Genomic DNA, 18,414 nt, shown 5'->3' on the forward strand with positions numbered 1-18,414 from the left:
AGCAAAATAAAAAGTTAAAGCTGATATATTTTTCATTATTAATTATTTAAAAAAGCTATCTACAAATTCATATTTATTGAAGACTTGCAAATCTTCAATTCCTTCGCCAACACCAATATATTTCACAGGAATTTGAAATTGATCTGAAATTCCAATTACCACACCGCCTTTTGCTGTTCCATCCAATTTTGTAACAGCTAATGAAGTAACCTCTGTAGCTGCCGTAAATTGTTTAGCTTGTTCAAAAGCATTTTGTCCTGTAGAGCCATCCAAAACCAAAAGCACATCATGAGGCGCATCAGCAACCACTTTCTGCATTACACGTTTTACTTTTGTCAACTCATTCATTAAGTTGATTTTATTATGAAGACGTCCAGCTGTGTCAATAATTACAACATCAGCATTTTGAGCAACTGCAGATTGTAAAGTATCAAAAGCTACAGAAGCAGGATCGCTTCCCATTTGCTGTCTTACAATAGGCACATTTACACGATCTGCCCAAACTTGCAATTGATCAATCGCAGCAGCACGAAATGTATCTGCAGCACCTAAAACAACATTATGCCCCGCTTTTTTAAATTGATAAGCCAATTTACCAATTGTTGTAGTCTTTCCAACTCCATTTACTCCAACAACCATTAAAACGTAAGGCTTTTTATCTTTCGGAATTTCAAATTCTGTTGCCTCACCTGTATTCGTTTCAGATAATAAAGCACCAATTTCATCACGAAGAATTTGATTCAATTCTTCTGTTCCTAGATATTTATCTTCAGCAACACGCTTTTCAATTCTTGTAATAATTTTCAAAGTAGTATCTACCCCAACATCAGAAGCCACAAGAACTTCCTCCAGATTATCTAAAACATCATCATCAACTTTAGATTTCCCTGCAACGGCTTTACTTAACTTCGAGAAAAAAGTAGTTTTCGTTTTTTCAAGACCTTTGTCTAAAGTCTCTTTTTTTTCGGTAGAGAATAATTTTTTAAAAAAACTCATTTTTTGTAGATTATTTAGATTTACTAGATTTCTTGATTTTCATGCAAGAAATCCAAATCTTTAAAGAAAGCGCAATTGTTTTACCAAAAAAGGCCAATTGTTACGATTCTTTAAATTTTTAGACAAATATAGGTAATAAAAAAGCTACTTCCGAAAGAAAGTAGCTTTTCTATATAATGTAATTGTAATTATTTCTTTTTCAAGAACTCATCAACTTCTTCAGGAGCCATAATAGATTCTACGAATGTATACGCACCAGTTTTAGGAGATTTTACCATTTTGATGGCTTTTGATAATCTCTTAGAAGATGTTTGTAACGATGCTACGGTTTTCTTTGCCATGATTCAAATGTTATTTGAAATTCATTAAATCTTCAAATGAAAAACCATTTGAGATTTAATCAAAATCTCTAATTATTACTTAATTTCTTTGTGAACAGTTACTCTTTTTAAAACTGGATTAAATTTTTTAATCTCTAATCTGTCTGGAGTATTTTTTTTGTTCTTAGTTGTAATATATCTAGAAGTTCCTGCAACACCAGAAGCTTTGTGTTCAGTACATTCTAAAATTACTTGGATTCTATTACCTTTCTTTGCCATCTTGCTATATATTTATTTAGGAAAAGATTATTTGATAAATCCTTCTGACTGTGCTTTTTTCAAAACAGCAGTGATTCCATTTTTATTAATTGTTTTTATCGTAGATGCTGCTACTCTAAGAGTAATCCATCTATCTTCTTCTGGAAGATAAAAACGCTTTTTAACTAAGTTTACAGAAAACTTTCTCTTAGTTTTGTTCATAGCGTGAGAAACGTTATTTCCTACCATCGCTCTTTTACCTGTAAGGTCACAAACTCTTGACATTATACTTATCTTTTATCGTTATTCAAAATCAGGGTGCAAAGAAAAGAAAAATAAACCATTGTAGCAAAAAATTATTGCACAAATTTTAAAATTTCTTTCTGTAATATTTCCAAACTCTTGACAGACGCCCTATCTATCACTTTTTCACGAGGTTGTCCGAAGTTAAATTCCTCGACAATTACCCCGTCTGGTGTTGCCAAAGCAATAAAAACAGTGCCTATTTCAGCATCAGAATCGCCTTTTGATGGACCTGCATTGCCCGTCGTTGCTAGCGCATAGTCGGTTTTTAGCAAATCTTTAGCACTCAAAGCCATAGCCGATGCAACCTCAGCACTAACGACCGAAAATTGATCAATTAAATTTTTCGGTATTCCCAAAACATTTATTTTAACTTCTGTCGCATAAGAAACAATACTTCCTTTAAAATAGCTTGACGAACCTGGAACAGCCGACAATAATGATGCAATTCTTCCACCTGTGCAACTTTCTGCTGTTGAGATGGTTTTATTTTGTTTCAAAAGCAACTTACCAATTACTGTTTCAATTGTTTCATTCTCTTCGTAACCTACAATTATATCATGAATGATGGCATCCAAGGACTGCACATTACTTTCTATCGCTTCTTCTAATTCCTCTTTATTAGTCCCGCGAGCAGTTAAACGCAAACGAACTCGCCCTGGATTGGGCAAATAAGCCAATTTTATAAATTCAGGAAGGTTGTTTTCCCATTGCTCAATACGTTCTGCAACTAAACTTTCTCCTTGCCCATACGTCAAAATGGTTTTATGAATGATATAAGGACGTTTGTATTCGCGGACAATTTTAGGAATTATTTCTTCTTCTACCAGATATTTCATTTCGTACGGAACTCCCGGAAGCGAAATAAATACGGTATTTTCTTTCTTCATCCACATTCCTGGCGCAGTTCCAACTTTATTATGCAAAACAGTACAGGTTGACGGAACAAGAGCTTGATCTTTGTTCAATTGAGAAATGGGTCTTTTATAAAATCCTTCAATTAATTCCGTCACATGCGCCAAAACTTTTTGATCTACAATTAACTCATCATCAAAGTATTCACAGAAAGTTTTCTTTGTTACATCATCTTTGGTTGGCCCTAATCCACCTGTCACAATCACAACATCTACTTTGTTTTGTAGTTGCGTAAAAGTGCCTAAAATATGTTTTTTGTCATCGCTTATTGACAGCATTTCTGCCACCTCAACTCCAATTCTATCAAGTGATTTGGCAATAAAAGCCGAATTTGTATCTACGATTTGACCAATTAAGATTTCATCTCCAATAGTAATAATTGCTGCTTTCATAATCAGTGAAATATTTGTGTCGCTTAAATAAATAAGCTAATAATTTATAAGTAGAAAATTAAATTTTGTCTAGGAGGAAGGTATTAACGGCTTTTACAAACTATAAGCCCGTTTACAAAATTTAAAAAATGTTTTGACTTATTCCTTTAAAAACAGGAATAAGTCAAATTTTATATTAAAGATCAAAATCTTTTTTAATTTCTTTAATCGCTTCTTTTACTTGCACTTTAATACTTTTAAAAGTTTCGATAATATCTTTTTTCTTGCCTTCAGCTTTTGTCCAAGCTTCTACCTGCAAAATTTCTTCAAAAGCCACATTTAACCCCATCAAATCAAGTGTAGGCTTTATTTTATGAGCATAGGAATAGGCGTATTTATGATCCTTCTTTTTTATTCCTTCTTTAATTTGTTTTAAATCTTCTGGAACTTCTGTAACAAATAAGGTTAAAATTTGATTTACAAATTCAGGGTCATTATCTGAAAGCGCATAAACTTTCGAAAGGTTGTACTTTAAAGCCATTATTTTACTTGTATTCTGAATAATTTTTTATCTTCTAAAAAGCCTTCTAAAACATCATTTGGTTTTACAGCCGCAACACCTGCAGGCGTTCCTGTAAAAATAATATCTCCAATTTTTAAGGTAAAAAACTGAGACACGTGAGAAATCAATTCATCAATTTTCCAAAGCATCATATTTGAGTTTCCTTTTTGAACTGTTTCTGAATTGCTTCTTAATTCAAAATTAAGATTTTCCATAGAAACAAAATCAGTTTTTGGCAAAAAATCTCCAATAACTGCAGAACCGTCAAATGCCTTGGCTTTTTCCCACGGAAGTCCTTTTTCTTTCAATTTACTTTGCAGGTCTCGAGCAGTAAAATCGATTCCAACACTTATTTCATCATAATATTTATGAGCAAATTTTGGCTCAATATATTTCCCTACCTTATTAATCTTTACGATTATTTCAACTTCATGATGAACATCTTCAGAAAACTCCGGAATAACAAAAGGATGCTGCTTCAACAAAACCGCCGAATCTGGCTTCATAAAAACAACTGGCTCGCTTGGGCGTTCGTTTTTCAACTCTTCTATATGATTGGCATAATTCCTGCCGACACAGATAATTTTCATTCTTTTTTAAGTTGCTGAGATACTGAGATGCTAAGATACTAAGAATCTAAAAAAATTAGAATCTCAGAATCTTAGCATCTTAGAAACTTATTTAGTATTTAATTTTCTTAATTTAATTGCTGTCAAGACTTTTTTGGTGTACAACGGAAAATCAGCATTTTGAATCCAGCTGAAATACCCTGGTTCTGTTTCTAGAACCTTCTCCACTTTAGCTCCTTTATGTTTTCCAAAAGTAAAAATTTCTTCGTCATCTTGATCAAAAGCAATCATTCCTGCAAAATCGGCGATTTTTTTACGTGTCGTAAATTCAGACAAAGATTTCATATCGTTCTCTAATTCTGGATAACGATCTAATTGCGCTTTCAAGATTTCGTAAGTTGCCATTGTATCCGCTTCTGCCGAATGCGCATTGTCTAAACTTTTTCCACAATAAAATTTCAAAGCAGCACTTAAAGTACGCTCTTCCATTTTATGAAAAATAGTCTGCACATCTACAGAAACTTTGTTCTTCATATCAAAATCAACTCCTGCGCGAAGTAATTCTTCTGCTAAAAGCGGAATATCGAAACGATCTGAATTAAATCCGCCAAGATCACTGTCTTTTATCATATTATGAATATGCGGAGCCAGTTCTGCAAAAGTGGGTTCATTGGCTACTTTTTCGTCTGTTATGCCATGAACTGCAGTTGTTTGTGGAGGAATTGGAATTGTTGGATTAACCAACCAGGTTTTACTTTCTTTGTTTCCGTTTGGAAAAACTTTGAATATTGAAATTTCTACGATTCTATCTTTACCGATATCAATTCCCGTTGTTTCGAGATCAAAAAAGCAAATTGGCTTGTTAAGTTTTAATTCCATTTCTAATTTTTATAAGTTTACAAATGTAATTTTTAAAGCGGAATATCTCTCTTTATTCTGATTTTTTTTGTCGAAAAATGCTTTCAATTAATCAATTTTAACTTTTCAAAAACAAGCTTTTAATAAGTCTACGTAGTACTGCTTAATTCTTTTCTTACAAAACAAAAAATCCGACAAGTTTTAAACCTGTCGGATTTGAATTTATTTGTAATTTATTTTTAGAAATCTCTATCTACATCAAAAGCTTCTAAATATTCTGCTACTCTTTTCACAAAACTTCCTCCTAATGCACCATCTACAACTCTATGATCGTAAGAGTGCGATAAGAACATTTTCTGACGAATTCCGATAAAGTCACCTTCTGGAGTTTCAATAACCGCAGGCACTTTGCGAATAGCACCAAGCGCTAGAATTCCAACTTGAGGCTGATTGATAATTGGCGTTCCGAAAACGCTTCCAAAAGTACCAACATTGGTTACCGTGTAAGTTCCACCTTGTGTATCGTCTGGTTTTAATTTCCCAGCTTTTGCACGGTTTCCTAAATCGTTAACCGCTTTTGCCATTCCAACAAGATTCAACTGATCTGCATTTTTAATTACAGGAACAATTAAATTTCCGTTTGGCAATGCTGCTGCCATTCCTAAATTGATATTTTTCTTTTTAATGATATAATCTCCGTCAACAGAAATATTCATTCCTGGGAAATCTTTTAAAGCTTTTGCAACTGCTTCCATCATAATTGGAGTAAAAGTCAGTTTCTCGCCTTCTCTTTTTTCGAAAGCTGCTTTTACTTTATCTCTCCATTTTACAATATTCGTTACATCTACTTCAATGAAAGATTGCACGTGAGCCGAAGTCTGAACCGATGCTACCATGTAACCCGAAATCAGTTTACGCATTCTGTCCATCTCAACAATTTCGTCACCACCATTTACAGAAACTGGTATTGCTTGCTGGCTTTTTTGAACAACTGGCTCAACTGCCTTTGGAGCTTCAACTTTTGGAGTTTCTGCAACAACTTTTGGAGCAACTTCAACTGTTTGCGGAGCTTGAATAGAACCCGATTTACGAGCTTCTACATATTTTAGAATATCCTCTTTAGTCACACGTCCATCTTTTCCAGAACCTGGAATGTTTTCGAGTTCGTTTAAAGAAAGACCTTCTTCTTTTGCAATATTTTTTACTAATGGAGAAAAGAATTTATCTGATCCTGAGAAATCTTGAGAAGTTACCGTTTCTTTAACCGATTCGATTGTTTTTTCGATTTCTGCAGCTTCTGCAGGAGCGGCAGTTTCTTGAACTGTATTTACAGCTTCTGGAGTTGCTGTTTCTCCGCCTTCAGTTTCAATAATAGCAATAGTCTGCCCTACCTGCACTAAATCATCTTTACCAAACAATTGCTCAACTAAAATTCCTGATACTTCGCTAGGCACTTCGCTGTCAACTTTATCTGTTGCAATTTCGAGTACAGCTTCATCAGCCTCAATTTTGTCTCCAACTTCTTTCAACCAATTTGTAATAGTTGCTTCAGCGACACTTTCTCCCATTTTAGGAAGCTTTAATTCAAATCTTGCCATATTGTTAATCTAAAAGATGTTTTTGATTTTCAGATTGCGAAATTAATGAATATTTTAAACATAAATTTCATTTAATATAATTTTTTACTCGATTTTTACAATTTGCCCTCTGTCATTTCTGGAATTACTTCCAATAATAAAATGGGTATTTTTAGGCAAAACTTTAAAAGTAATACTCTTATCTTTAATAGTTTCTATGATTTCGATACATTTTTTGAATGAAATGTACTGATTATCCAAAATTATTTCGACGTTTTTTCCCTTAAAAATCAGGCACGAATTTACCATTTTTTCTTTCGGGATTTTTAAAAACTGGACTTTATTTTTTAAAATTAGGGCTATTTTGTGAGACAAATCTTCGTTTAAAGAATAAAAAACATGCAATTCTGGATTTGGTTTTATTCTTGTTTTACCTTGAAACATTTTTACAAAAGAGAAAAACCAAGTTCCGATTTGGATGAAAAAACTAAAAAACAGTGACTTCTTAAAATGCTTCTGATAAAAGAAATTCATAGCTTCCTGAAAACGCTTCATATATTTTTCGTCTTTTATGGTGCTTTCTCCTTTATAGTGCAAAACTGTAGTTTCGTGAAAGTAAAAATTTGCCTTTTGTTTTTGCAATGCTCTATACGATAAATCGATATCATCAGCATACATAAAACAATCTTCATCAAAACCTTTTAAATCTTCATAAAGCTCTTTTTTCAAAAGCATAAAAGCGCCAACGAGAATATCTACTTCCCCCGTTTCGTTTTCATCTAAATGCTGTGCGTAATATTGATTGAAGAGTTTGGATTTGGGAAAAACTTTATACAATCCGAAAATTTTGGTGAAAGCAACCCAAGGCGAGGGAATTCCGCGTTTGCTTTCTGGAAGAAACTCACCTGTCCCGTCAATCAATTTACAGCCAACAATTCCGAGATTTTTTTGCCTTTCGGCGAAAGCCAAAATCTTCGTAAAAGTATCTTCAGCAACGACGGTATCTGGGTTTAAAATACAAATATATTTTCCTTTCGCTTGACGAACACCAATATTATTGCCTTTCGGGAATCCAAAATTTTCTTTGTTTTCGATCAGTTTTACGTCTGGAAATTTTTCTTTCATCATCAAAACACTTTCGTCTGATGAGTTATTGTCAATCACAATAATTTCTGCATCGATTGCCGCAATTGCCTCCTGAACACTTAAAACGCATTGTTCTAGAAAGTAACGCACATTATAATTTAAAATGACAACCGATAACTTTTTCATGAATTTTTATTATCCACTTTTTTATTTTTCTTGATATTTTTAAAAGTAATTTCAAATTCTTTTAAAATATTATCGTGCTTTCTTTTGGTTTTCTCAACGTCCTCTTCAGTAAATTCATCAAATGTGAATTTATTAGAAAACATTGCTTCTTGTAAGTTTACTATTTGAGAAGAATTACTTTTCTGATTAGATTTAACATCTAACTTATCTATAAATTGACAGAAGTCAAAGTGAAAACTACGAAGAGTGTCACATCCATTGAAATTTAATTCTAAAGACTCATTATTAATTTTGAAATTATAAAAAAGACTTCCTTTAAAATCTATTCCGCTTAACGTCTCAGTATCTTCAAAACTTACATTTTTAAAACTTGAAAATGAAAAATCATTATTTATAATATTAGATCGAAAATGAGTTGTTCTATTCAAAAAGCAACAAATAAATTTTGCATTTGAAAAATCACAATAATCAAAATTCACATTATAAAGTTTCGTCGTTAAAAAATTACTTGCCAGAATTGATGCTCTTTCAAAACTACAGTTTTCAATTTCTGCCATATTAAAAAGAGTCTGATGTAAATCTGTTTGAAAAAAAATAGAATTATTTATTTTTGAAAGTACAAATTTTGCTCTACTCAAATTTGCATTCGAAAAATCAACATCACTTATATTCATAGAAAAATAAGTAAATATCAAATCAAAATTACTAAAATTTACTCCATCTATATTAATAGAAGTCAAGTTACAATGACTTAAGTTCCCTTTAAAGTCTTTATAGGGATTATTAGTTTCATCCTTAGGTTTAAACAAATTATTGACTATTGTCTGTATCACAGTACTGCTAAAATCATCAGCTTTTTTTGTATGAATATTAGTGCTAGATCTTATATAGCTTGTTAATATATTAAAAACTACTTCAGCATAATCTCGAGAATTTTCAATAGCAATTTGATTAAGAACAGCAACTCCTCCAAGAATTATTGGTTCTTTTTCACTCCCTAATTGTTCTACAGCATTTTTAAATCTTTCATCTATTTGTGATTTTCGAGATAATTCAAGTTGATCCGATTGCTTAGAAATCGCTAAACTTTGCAATTGAATTGCTTTATCAGATGATTTGGTTCTTTTATAGTTAAGATAAAGCCCAATTAAAATTCCTATTCCACCAATAACTGTTAATAAGATTTTTAATAATTCTGCATTTCTACTTTCATCCATAGGATAAAGCCAACAAGCAAATTCTTGAAAAGAGTTTAAAAAAATACTCCTGTAGAAGCCAAATACAATGACAATTATGGCAAAAAAAATAACGCTGATTTTTTTCATATTAAAATTTTACAGCTCAAAAATAGTATAATACTTCTTGTTGGATTAAAAAATAAAAAATCATTTATTAAAAAATTAGAAATTTTCTGATAACCCCAAACGCAATGACCAATCGTTTTTACTAATTCCGTAATCTAATGCCAAATTACTGCCATTGCGTTTATTCCATTTAATACGAATTCCTGTTCCAACCGCAGGATTCCAATTTTTAAATTGATAGGTATCTAACTTAGAAACTGAAGAAATATTAGTAAAAAAAACAGCACCAAAAAATCCGTTTCGACTTATGTCGGTCCTGTATTCGGTTTCAAAATAAATAAGAGCATTGCTTCGGTATCTATTTTTGGTAAATCCACGTCCTGTTTTGCCTTCACGATCCCAACCAATACTTGGCAAATCTAAGTAATGCGGTTTTCCGCCAAACGTTGACCAGTAAAAAGCTCTTGAAGCCCAAACTCGATGTTTGGTTTTACTGAAAGAATGATATTTTCGAGCATCAAAATACAAAGATTGCCATTTGTCTCCTTCTACTCCACTCGTATTTATTCTAAAATCGGCTTCTATATACAAACCTTTTTCGGGATTAATAATGTTTTCCCTCGAATCGTAAAGTCCCTGCAAGGCAAAACCAAACGAAGTCTCGTTAGAGTAATCGCCATTCATATATTTGAAATAATCGGTTTCTCCCTCTATATATGATTCTTCCGAAATATTTTTATAATTATCTAAAAGAAAGCCAACTCCCAAACGATAATTTCCAATAACCTGCCTGGTAATAAACTGATAAAAACGCCATTGCTGGTAATCGAGCGTTGACATTTCTTTATCTGAATTGTCTTCGCCCAATCCATAAGTATCTTGGGGATAAATCATGTAGCGATAATCTCCAATAAGACTCCATTTATTATCTTTTGAATAGATGTAAGACTGAATTGGAAATACAAATTGCTTAGTAAAACTAAAATAAGGCGAAAAAGTAACCTGAGACATTCTGGTTGTTTTGGGATCTCCTAAATAAAATGTAGTCAGGAAAGAAACAACCAAACCTGTGCTGGAATTAACGCCAACCGGAACCGGCAATAAGGAAAAAGCTAGTTTTTTATTTCTTTCTGGACGAATGGTGTCCTGCTTATCAAAAACTCGATGTATAACATCCAAAATATCTCGTGTACCCACATTTGCGCTATCATTTTGAGCTTGACAAAACGATCCAATTAAAAATAAAACTACAATGTATTTATTTTTTAAACCATTCACACACAATATTTTAAAAACACCCTCTTACAAATTTAGAATTTTATTAAGAATATCAATCATTTTTTTATGCTAATCTGAATTACATAAAAAGTTATATTTGAAATGCTAAATTATTTGATTTTAAAAATCTTTGCTATGTTTCGCTATTGTCTTTTTCTTCCGTTGATTATGCTCTTTGGCTTTTCAGCAACCTATCAGAAAAATGAAATAAATCTTGTAAAAACAAACAAATGGTTCATTGCTGGGCCTTCTGTAGAAAATGAAGACACACTAAATAAATTCCGTCTGAAAAATGGAATGGTTAGCGTTACAACAAATGACAACCCTAAGGGTGAAATAGAATTGAATGTTATGATTACGCCCTCTGAAACCAATGACGGAATTCCTGCAAATCTTTCAGACGATTCTAAATACCTCAAAATTACTTATCAATCTACACAAATTATAAAACTGCAAGCGAGAGAGGGCAATCCAGAAGGTACTGGTTGCGTGCACGGAGGCTCACATCCAAGAGTTTCTATACCTGCTTCTCCTAAACGCTTTTCTACAATAAAAATTCTATGGTCAGATTTCAGACAAGATGAACTCCCTGACGGAAAACTTTTAAACATTCATAATTTATGCAAGCTTAATTTTGTCAATTACAATCCTACTTCAGGTTCTGTTCTGAAGATAAAATCGGTGAGTTTTTAGTTTTTTTTGTTTCAGGTTTCAAGTTTCAAGTTTTATCCGGAACTTGAAACATTGTCTTTTTTTTCTGCAAAATACGCAAGTTTTTGTTCTATGTTCCACTCACTACAAACACAAAGTTCACAAAGCTTTAAAAACTTTGCGAACCTTGTGTATATCTTTGCGCTCTTTGCGGTTAAGTTCAACAACATGAAACTTGAAACTTGAAACTTGAAACCTGAAACTTGAAACCTGAAACTTGAAAAATTAAAGGTGCAGCTGAATTTTATATCGATTCAAGATTTTCATAACATAAAGCATAATGATAGAAAATACTAAAGACCAAATAATTCCAGGAACTCCTTCTCTAAAATATCCGGGAATAATATGAAGATTAAACGCTTTACAGAAATAATAAATCACGCCTGGCAAAATATAAATCAATAACGGATTTGCCGCTGCAGGCATAAAAAATTCACTCCATTTGGTTTGTTTTTTAACTTCCATCAGCCAATACAACAAATAGAACAAAACGGTACATATTGCTGCCGAAAACATCGTCCACGATGGTGTTCCTTTAATTTTTGAAATTCCAAAGTAAGGACGAAGCAAAATAGCCGTGATTGTAAATAGCGCAACAAAACCAATTACTGGCCAGTTGATTTTGGAACTGATTTTTCTATCAAAAAACAATAACGAAACTATTATTCCTGCTGAAGCTAAAGAAGCATGCGTTAAATGTCCAGCTATAAAACTCAACCAAGAAGTATTTTGTACAAAAGAATTTTCGGTTAGATTAAGTGAATTCATTGCAACAGAAAAAACTAAAAATGCAATCATTGCCCATAAATTTCCAGAAACTAACCAATAATAAACTACTGTAAAAAGATACGCCCAACCGATTAATCCGAGTATTCCCCACCATTTTGGAGTCATTCCTCGATCCCCAGTTTCTTGAACATATAAAAAATACAGTGTTATTAGAACTAAAATCCCTCCGTATTGAAGTATGCTTTTTAACCATAAAGGAAAATCTTTTGGATATTTATTCCAAATCGGAATTGGCATCGCATAGGCTAAAAGCCCCCAAAACGCAGGTGCGATTATCATTTTAGAAGCGTCGTAGCCATATTCGGCATTGACCATAAAAACGCCAATTACAATAAGAGCAATGGCTCTTTTAAGAGTATGTGTCCAAATTGTTTTCGGGCTGTCACCTTTTATCAATCTGGCATTAAAAGCAAACGGAATAGACATTCCAACAATGAATAAAAAAGCAGGGAAAACTAAATCAACAAAAGTCATTGCATCGGCATCTGCGGGCATATGTTTTAACCATTGCGGCACATTTTGAATGCTCGCAAGCTCATTTACAAAAATCATTACAAAAATGGTAATTCCACGCAAAGCATCAATAGAAATAATACGCTGATCAAACAAATTCTCTTTTATTTTCATAATTTTTTACTTTTTTACTAAAAATCAAATATAACATAAATCTAAAATGTCTTATTACAAATTCTAGATTATTTTTGCAGCATAATGAATTGAGCTAAACCTTTTTTGTACTATGTTATCATTTTTCAAATCGAAACCTTTTTTAAGAGATCTGCTAGGCGGTAACTTTGTCGATATTCACTCTCACCTGTTACCAGGAATTGACGATGGCGCAAAAACTATTGACAATACTAAAATGCTTATTAAATCTTTAAAGGGATTGGGAGTATCTCAATTTATTACAACTCCACATATTAGCCACTATCTTTGGGATAACTCTCCTTTGACTATTATCAATTCTTATATAGAAACTAAACAGATTATAACAAATGAAAATATAAATATTCCTCTTAAAGCAGCTGCAGAATATTTTATGGACGACTGGTTTGAGAATCACTTTAAAAGTGAAAAGCTTTTAACTTTAAAAGATAATTATGTATTGGTAGAAATGTCTTATATGAATGCTCCAATACAGCTTTATAAAACGCTTTTTGACCTACAAGTAGCAGGATATATTCCTGTTTTGGCTCATCCTGAAAGATATTTATTTTATCATAAAAACTTTAATGAATATGATAAATTAAAAAAAGCGGGATGCCGATTTCAGTTAAACTTACTTTCAGTTGTCGGTTATTACGGAAGTGAAATTAACAAAATAGCCGAACAAATTCTCAAAAAAGGAATGTATGATTTTGCAGGAACTGATGTCCATCACAATAAGCATGTTAAATCTTTTGAGCAAAAGGTAAATATTAGGGATGTTTCCATTTTGAAAGAAGTAATTGCAAACAATTCCTTTTTCAAATTTTAAAAAAAAATACAACGATATAGAACTTGCTAATAAGCATTTTCTTCGCCTTTAATAATGTTCATAATTGTTCTAATTATAATCTTAACATCTAATAGCAAACTCCAATTTTCTATATACCAAATATCGGATTCTACTCTATTTTGCATATCAGAAAGCTTTTTTGTTTCTCCTCGATAACCATTTACTTGTGCCCAACCTGTAATTCCTGGTTTAGCATAATGGCGAACCGAATAATTATCTATTAGTTCTCCATATTCTTTGGCTAAATTGATCATATGAGGCCGTGGACCTACTACAGACATATTTCCGAAAAGGACATTAAAAAATTGTGGTAACTCATCAATACTTGTTTTACGCATAAAGGCTCCAAATTTTGTTATACGCAAATCTCCTTTTTTAGCTTGTTTATCATGTGCCAAATCATTTAGGTACATGCTTCTAAATTTAATACATGAAAATGATTTGTTGTCTCGACCAGAACGATCTTGCCTAAAAAACACAGGCCCTGTTGATTCCAATTTTATAATTATCATCACTATTGGAAAGAGCCAGGGAAAGATCAAAATTATAACTAGTGCAGAAAAACAAAGATCAAAGATTTTTTTTATAAGTCTGTTTATTGCTAATTCTAAAGGTTCAGGGCGTAGCATTAAGACAGGTGTATTTTCATAAAAAGCTACTTCAACCTTACTAGATTTTGTATACAACTGAAAATCAGGAATAAATTTAATTCTGACCAAGTTTTGCTCACATACTTTTGTTAACTCATTTATTACTTTAATATTATCTATATGCAAAGCTACATACACTTCTTCTACTTTTTCTCTAATAATAAAGTCTTGTACATCATCAAATCCTCCGATAATTGGAATAGATTGATTTTCTAATTCATTCTTTTGATCAAAAAAACCTAAAAATTTGTATCCATATGTTAGATCTTTAGCTAGTATTTTCCGCATCTTTTCTCCTGTTTCATTAGCTCCTACAATAATGATTTTTTTAAAATTATATCCTTTAGCTCTAACATACTTTAAGAGTTTCATTAGTATATAGCGGGAGATCATTAGTAAAGTAAAAAAAAGCAGGTAAAAATATAACAACCTAAGCCTTGAAATGTCTGTATATTTTAAAAAAACAACAAAAAAGACTATTAAGGCGACATGTATAAGAATCTTTTTAATTGTTCTTTTTAAAATTGATTCAATATATTCTATCCTTATAATTCTATGAGAGTCTTTTTGCATCAGTAAAACAATCCAGATCAAGTTAGCTAATAGTGAAATCGTTTTTTCGTCTTTTAAAAAAAGCTTCTCTGTATCTCCAAATCTTGTCATAGCAGATAGATATACAGCAAAATTTAATAATAAAAGATCCCAGCACACAAATAATAGTTTAGAGTAACGCGAAAAACGATATTGTGATAGGTTTTGTAAAAAGTTCATTTTTAAGCTTTTTGTCTGAATAAGATTTGTTTTTAGTCTAAATGACGAAAATAGTATTTTAATTATTGCTATATACTATTTTTACGTCAATTCTTGTGAAACATTAAATTAACAACATAGATACAATTGTTTTGCAAAAAAAAACGGCTCAAAATATTTTGAGCCGTTTTTTTTATTTTAGCTGATAATTTTTTTAAGCCACCCCCTTTTCTCCAATTTCTCTCCATAACCGTAACTATACATTCCTTTCGGATTTGTATCATTTAGAACAATGCACATATTAGGAAGTTTTTTATCTCTAAAAAATCTGTTTGCAATAGATATCATTCGTTTTTCTAAAAATCTGGCACGCATTACATAAACAAAAGTGTCAGCATTTTTTGCTATAAGCAATGTATCCGTTACGAGACTAACCGGAGCAGTATCTACTATTATATAATCATATTCTGCTTTTAGTTTTTCAAATAGCTGATCTACTTTTTTGTTCGTCAACAATTCAGGTGGATTTGGTGGAACTATTCCTCCAGGCAAAATATAAAAATTCTCATATTTATCATGCTTTACGATATAATCCTCAATTTCTTTATTGCTTGAAGACAAATAATTTGTCAGCCCTTCAGAAGGAAGATTAATATATTCATTCAGTTTTGGACTTCTAATATCCATACCTATAAGCAAAACCTTTTCTTCTAACAATGCAAAACTGGCTGCTAAATTTGTCGAAATAAATGTTTTACCTTCAGAAGCAAAAGTTGAAGTTACAAATATCGTTTTTGCTTTACCTACTTCATCTTTATTCAGCATAAATCCAAGATTGGTTCTAACAATACGAAGCGCTTCTGCAGAGCTACTCCTGCTATTAGGCTGGATTAATTCTGACACATCCTCGCAATTAGGTACATCGCCTATAAATGGAATTTGCGTTTTCCCTTCTAAATCATCTCTGCTTTTAATTTTAGAATTTAACAAATCATCTGCATATATAATACCCAACGGAAACAATATCCCAAATAAAATTCCTGCTAGATAAATTATCTTTTTCTTTGGACTAACTGGATTCTTTTCTGCTTTTGCCGTATCAATTATTCGAGCATTCGGTTCAGTTGCGGCTAACGAAATTGCCGCTTCTTCTCTCTTTTGCAATAAGTATAAATAAAGCTCTTCTTTTACTTTTTGCTGCCTCGCTATCACTCTAAATTGACGCTCTTGAACTGGAATTTTTCCAATTTTACTATTCAAAACCCCTTCTTTGGTTTTTAGATCACGATTTTGAATTTGCAAATTAGACTGCATCCGATTCAAACTTTCTGCAACATTAAGTTTTAAAGAACTTATTTGTTGATCTAATTTTACAACCGTTGGATTCTCATTTGTTGCCGATTTTAAAACTCGATTACGATCTAAAACCAGTTGATTGTAGGAACTAATCAAATTAGATGCATCTCCTTTATCTAAAATTAGATTAGAAGGTAACAAATCTGAGTTTGAACTTTTTTTAATAAAATCAAGCAACGAAGAAACTATGTTAAACTGAATTTCAGTTTCAACTCCTTTTTTATCATATTCATTTGAACTTTCAACATACAGCTTTGCATCAGATTCAATATCAGTTAGTCGATTTGATTTTTTGAAGCTCTCAACATTTTGTTCTACTCCATCAAGTTCTTGTGTAATCAGAGCAAGTCTGTTTGCAATAAAATTAGAGGTGTTTTCTGAAATGAAATTTTTATCTTGTTTTGAACTCTCATTATAAATCTCAACCATATTGTTTAAAAACTCCTCAGCCTTTTTAGCGACTGGATCTGAAACTGAAATACTAACCACACTACTGGTTTTACTAATAGGTTCTACTTTGAGTTTTTTCCTAAAATCTTCTGTTAAATCATCTAATGGTTTTATCAAAATGGAGATAGATTTCTCCCCATTTGAATAAAAATCAGAAAAAAAAGATGTTTTGTTTACTACTAAAGTTCCTATTTTCGTAAAAATTTTTTCTCCAAATCTAAATTCTTTCTTAGGCGATTCTATAAAGCTTTCCTTGTTTTCAGTTTTCTCTACCAATAAAAAAGTTTCAGCAGTTCTTAGTTCGCAATTAAGATTAATATTTGCCTCTCTAAACGATTGCATTTTATTTACAAAATGAATTTCTATTGGAGCTTCGTCATATATATCACGTTCGATAAAATTTTTCTCATGTAACAAAGCAACATTTAAATTAAGTTTCAAAATGGTACTTTCTACTAAAGTTCTTGATTTTAAAATTTCAATTTCATTATCAAGATTACTTTTCATACTTGATCCCAAACCTAAATCTGAAAAAACGGAAAGTTCTGAAAGCATCCCACCTTTTTTCTCATCCTTAACAAGTATTGTAGTTGAAGCCTCATAATAAGCTGTTGAAAATCTTAAATATAAAAAAGCCAACAGTAGGCCTATTATAATACTCAGTAAAAACCAACGCCAATGAACTAAATATTTTTCTAATTGTTGTTTAAGATCAAGATCTTCAGCATCATCTTCAACATCATTGTAAAACTCTTTCATTATACTTTATTATTTCGATTTTATTTAAAAATTAGGACTGAAAGCGAAACTAAAATAGAGATCGCAGAAATGATTACAGAGGTATTTGGACCGACTGCCGAGGAATTCACTCTAGTTTTATTAGGCTCAACATATACTACATCATTTTGAGCCAAATAGTAAAAAGGAGAATTAATAAAATCTGATTTTGTTAAATCTACTGTATTGTATGATTTTACTCCATTAACTTCCCGAATGACTAAAATATTATCTCTTTTTCCATATATAGTCAAATCCTTGGCCATACTCAAAGCCTCAATTAACGTAATTCTTTCTGAAGCAACAGGATAAGTTCCTGGTTGATTCACCTCTCCTTGCAATGAGACTTTGAAATTTGTTATACGGAGATTGATTATTGGGTTTTTAATGTAGTTCCCAATTTTATTCTGCAATAATTCCAACACTTCTGTACGGCTATATCCACCAACTTTTATTTTCCCAACTACAGGAAACTCAATATTTCCGTTATGATCTACCAAATATAATTGCAACGTTTCTTGACCACGAGCAACATCCAGTTTATTGTTACCGGCAATACTGTATGTTTTTAAATTAAAAGGAATAGCAACCTCAGGGTCATCAGCAGAAACAATAATCATTAGTAAATCATCAGGCTGAATTTTAACTTCATAAGAAGTTACATTTTGCTTGGTTTGAAGAGAATCAATGTTTTGGTAATAGACGAGATCTTTCTTAGAAGCACAAGAAAAAAACAAGAAAAAAACTGACAAAAAAACGAAAGTTTTTATCAAAAAGACAAATTGAAATTTCATTAGGTTTGATTTTAAATCATAAAACATTTACAACAAAATAGAAAGCCTATCCTGCA

The 18,414-nt window shown here is 31.8% G+C and carries 18 protein-coding genes; 2 read left to right on the top strand and 16 right to left on the bottom strand.

Annotation, left to right across the window (positions count from 1 at the left end; translation table 11 throughout):
• Positions 1-42 precede the first annotated feature (42 nt).
• The 12 genes from ftsY to QLQ95_RS03000 all read right to left on the bottom strand — a co-directional run bounded on the left by ftsY (position 43) and on the right by QLQ95_RS03000 (position 10,583).
• Complete coding sequence (ftsY, locus tag QLQ95_RS02945) at positions 43-996, bottom strand: signal recognition particle-docking protein FtsY (RefSeq protein WP_095931059.1); 954 nt, start codon at positions 994-996, stop codon at positions 43-45.
• A 188-nt stretch (positions 997-1,184) separates the two neighbouring features.
• On the bottom strand, positions 1,185-1,337 hold the full coding sequence (locus QLQ95_RS02950; RefSeq protein WP_008468081.1) for a DUF4295 domain-containing protein: 153 nt from the start codon (positions 1,335-1,337) through the stop codon (positions 1,185-1,187).
• A gap of 75 nt (positions 1,338-1,412) precedes the next feature.
• Positions 1,413-1,595, bottom strand: a complete 183-nt coding sequence (gene rpmG / locus QLQ95_RS02955; protein WP_011963553.1) for a 50S ribosomal protein L33 — start codon at positions 1,593-1,595, stop codon at positions 1,413-1,415.
• Positions 1,596-1,622: 27 nt separating this feature from the next.
• Positions 1,623-1,859 (bottom strand): 50S ribosomal protein L28, encoded by a 237-nt coding sequence (gene rpmB / locus QLQ95_RS02960; RefSeq protein WP_008468080.1) that lies wholly within the window; start codon positions 1,857-1,859, stop codon positions 1,623-1,625.
• Between the two features lie 71 nt (positions 1,860-1,930).
• Positions 1,931-3,184, bottom strand: coding sequence for a CinA family nicotinamide mononucleotide deamidase-related protein (locus QLQ95_RS02965; protein WP_320492331.1), 1,254 nt, complete (start codon positions 3,182-3,184; stop codon positions 1,931-1,933).
• A gap of 175 nt (positions 3,185-3,359) precedes the next feature.
• Entirely contained in the window at positions 3,360-3,704 is a 345-nt protein-coding gene (locus QLQ95_RS02970; protein WP_008468078.1) for an Hpt domain-containing protein, read from the bottom strand.
• Positions 3,704-4,315: a fumarylacetoacetate hydrolase family protein gene (locus QLQ95_RS02975; RefSeq protein WP_095931061.1), complete on the bottom strand. Its 612-nt coding sequence runs from the start codon at positions 4,313-4,315 to the stop codon at positions 3,704-3,706. The genes QLQ95_RS02970 and QLQ95_RS02975 overlap by 1 nt, the downstream gene beginning before the upstream one ends.
• A gap of 87 nt (positions 4,316-4,402) precedes the next feature.
• Positions 4,403-5,173: a 3'-5' exonuclease gene (locus tag QLQ95_RS02980; protein WP_248727902.1), complete on the bottom strand. Its 771-nt coding sequence runs from the start codon at positions 5,171-5,173 to the stop codon at positions 4,403-4,405.
• Positions 5,174-5,391: 218 nt separating this feature from the next.
• Entirely contained in the window at positions 5,392-6,750 is a 1,359-nt protein-coding gene (locus QLQ95_RS02985) for a dihydrolipoamide acetyltransferase family protein (protein WP_482502566.1), read from the bottom strand.
• 84 nt (positions 6,751-6,834) lie between these two features.
• Positions 6,835-8,001 (bottom strand): glycosyltransferase family 2 protein, encoded by a 1,167-nt coding sequence (locus tag QLQ95_RS02990; protein WP_482502568.1) that lies wholly within the window; start codon positions 7,999-8,001, stop codon positions 6,835-6,837.
• A complete protein-coding gene (locus QLQ95_RS02995) occupies positions 7,998-9,326 on the bottom strand; it encodes a pentapeptide repeat-containing protein (protein WP_482502569.1) in 1,329 nt (442 codons plus the stop codon). The genes QLQ95_RS02990 and QLQ95_RS02995 overlap by 4 nt, the downstream gene beginning before the upstream one ends.
• A 75-nt stretch (positions 9,327-9,401) precedes the next feature.
• Positions 9,402-10,583 (bottom strand): hypothetical protein, encoded by a 1,182-nt coding sequence (locus QLQ95_RS03000; RefSeq protein ID WP_482502571.1) that lies wholly within the window; start codon positions 10,581-10,583, stop codon positions 9,402-9,404.
• Between the two features lie 135 nt (positions 10,584-10,718).
• Here QLQ95_RS03000 and QLQ95_RS03005 point away from each other — a divergent pair, with 135 nt between their 5' ends.
• Positions 10,719-11,276 carry a hypothetical protein gene (locus tag QLQ95_RS03005; protein WP_482502572.1) on the top strand — a complete coding sequence of 186 codons (558 nt, stop codon included), beginning with the start codon at positions 10,719-10,721 and terminating at the stop codon, positions 11,274-11,276.
• Between the two features lie 243 nt (positions 11,277-11,519).
• Here the strand turns inward: QLQ95_RS03005 and QLQ95_RS03010 are convergent, their stop codons facing one another.
• The gene (locus QLQ95_RS03010) at positions 11,520-12,710 is read right to left on the bottom strand and encodes a DUF5009 domain-containing protein (protein WP_482502573.1); all 1,191 of its coding nucleotides are present in this window, start codon (positions 12,708-12,710) and stop codon (positions 11,520-11,522) included.
• Between the two features lie 112 nt (positions 12,711-12,822).
• Here QLQ95_RS03010 and QLQ95_RS03015 point away from each other — a divergent pair, with 112 nt between their 5' ends.
• Positions 12,823-13,560, top strand: coding sequence for a tyrosine-protein phosphatase (locus QLQ95_RS03015; RefSeq protein WP_320492335.1), 738 nt, complete (start codon positions 12,823-12,825; stop codon positions 13,558-13,560).
• A 26-nt stretch (positions 13,561-13,586) separates the two neighbouring features.
• Here the strand turns inward: QLQ95_RS03015 and QLQ95_RS03020 are convergent, their stop codons facing one another.
• From QLQ95_RS03020 to QLQ95_RS03030, 3 genes are all read right to left on the bottom strand, one after another.
• Positions 13,587-15,002: an undecaprenyl-phosphate glucose phosphotransferase gene (locus QLQ95_RS03020; protein ID WP_320492336.1), complete on the bottom strand. Its 1,416-nt coding sequence runs from the start codon at positions 15,000-15,002 to the stop codon at positions 13,587-13,589.
• Between the two features lie 177 nt (positions 15,003-15,179).
• Positions 15,180-17,546, bottom strand: coding sequence for a GumC family protein (locus QLQ95_RS03025; RefSeq protein WP_320492337.1), 2,367 nt, complete (start codon positions 17,544-17,546; stop codon positions 15,180-15,182).
• A 20-nt stretch (positions 17,547-17,566) separates the two neighbouring features.
• Positions 17,567-18,358, bottom strand: coding sequence for a polysaccharide biosynthesis/export family protein (locus QLQ95_RS03030; RefSeq protein ID WP_320492338.1), 792 nt, complete (start codon positions 18,356-18,358; stop codon positions 17,567-17,569).
• Positions 18,359-18,414: the final 56 nt, after the last annotated feature.

It is taken from the genome of Flavobacterium sp. B330r, from assembly GCF_056824325.1.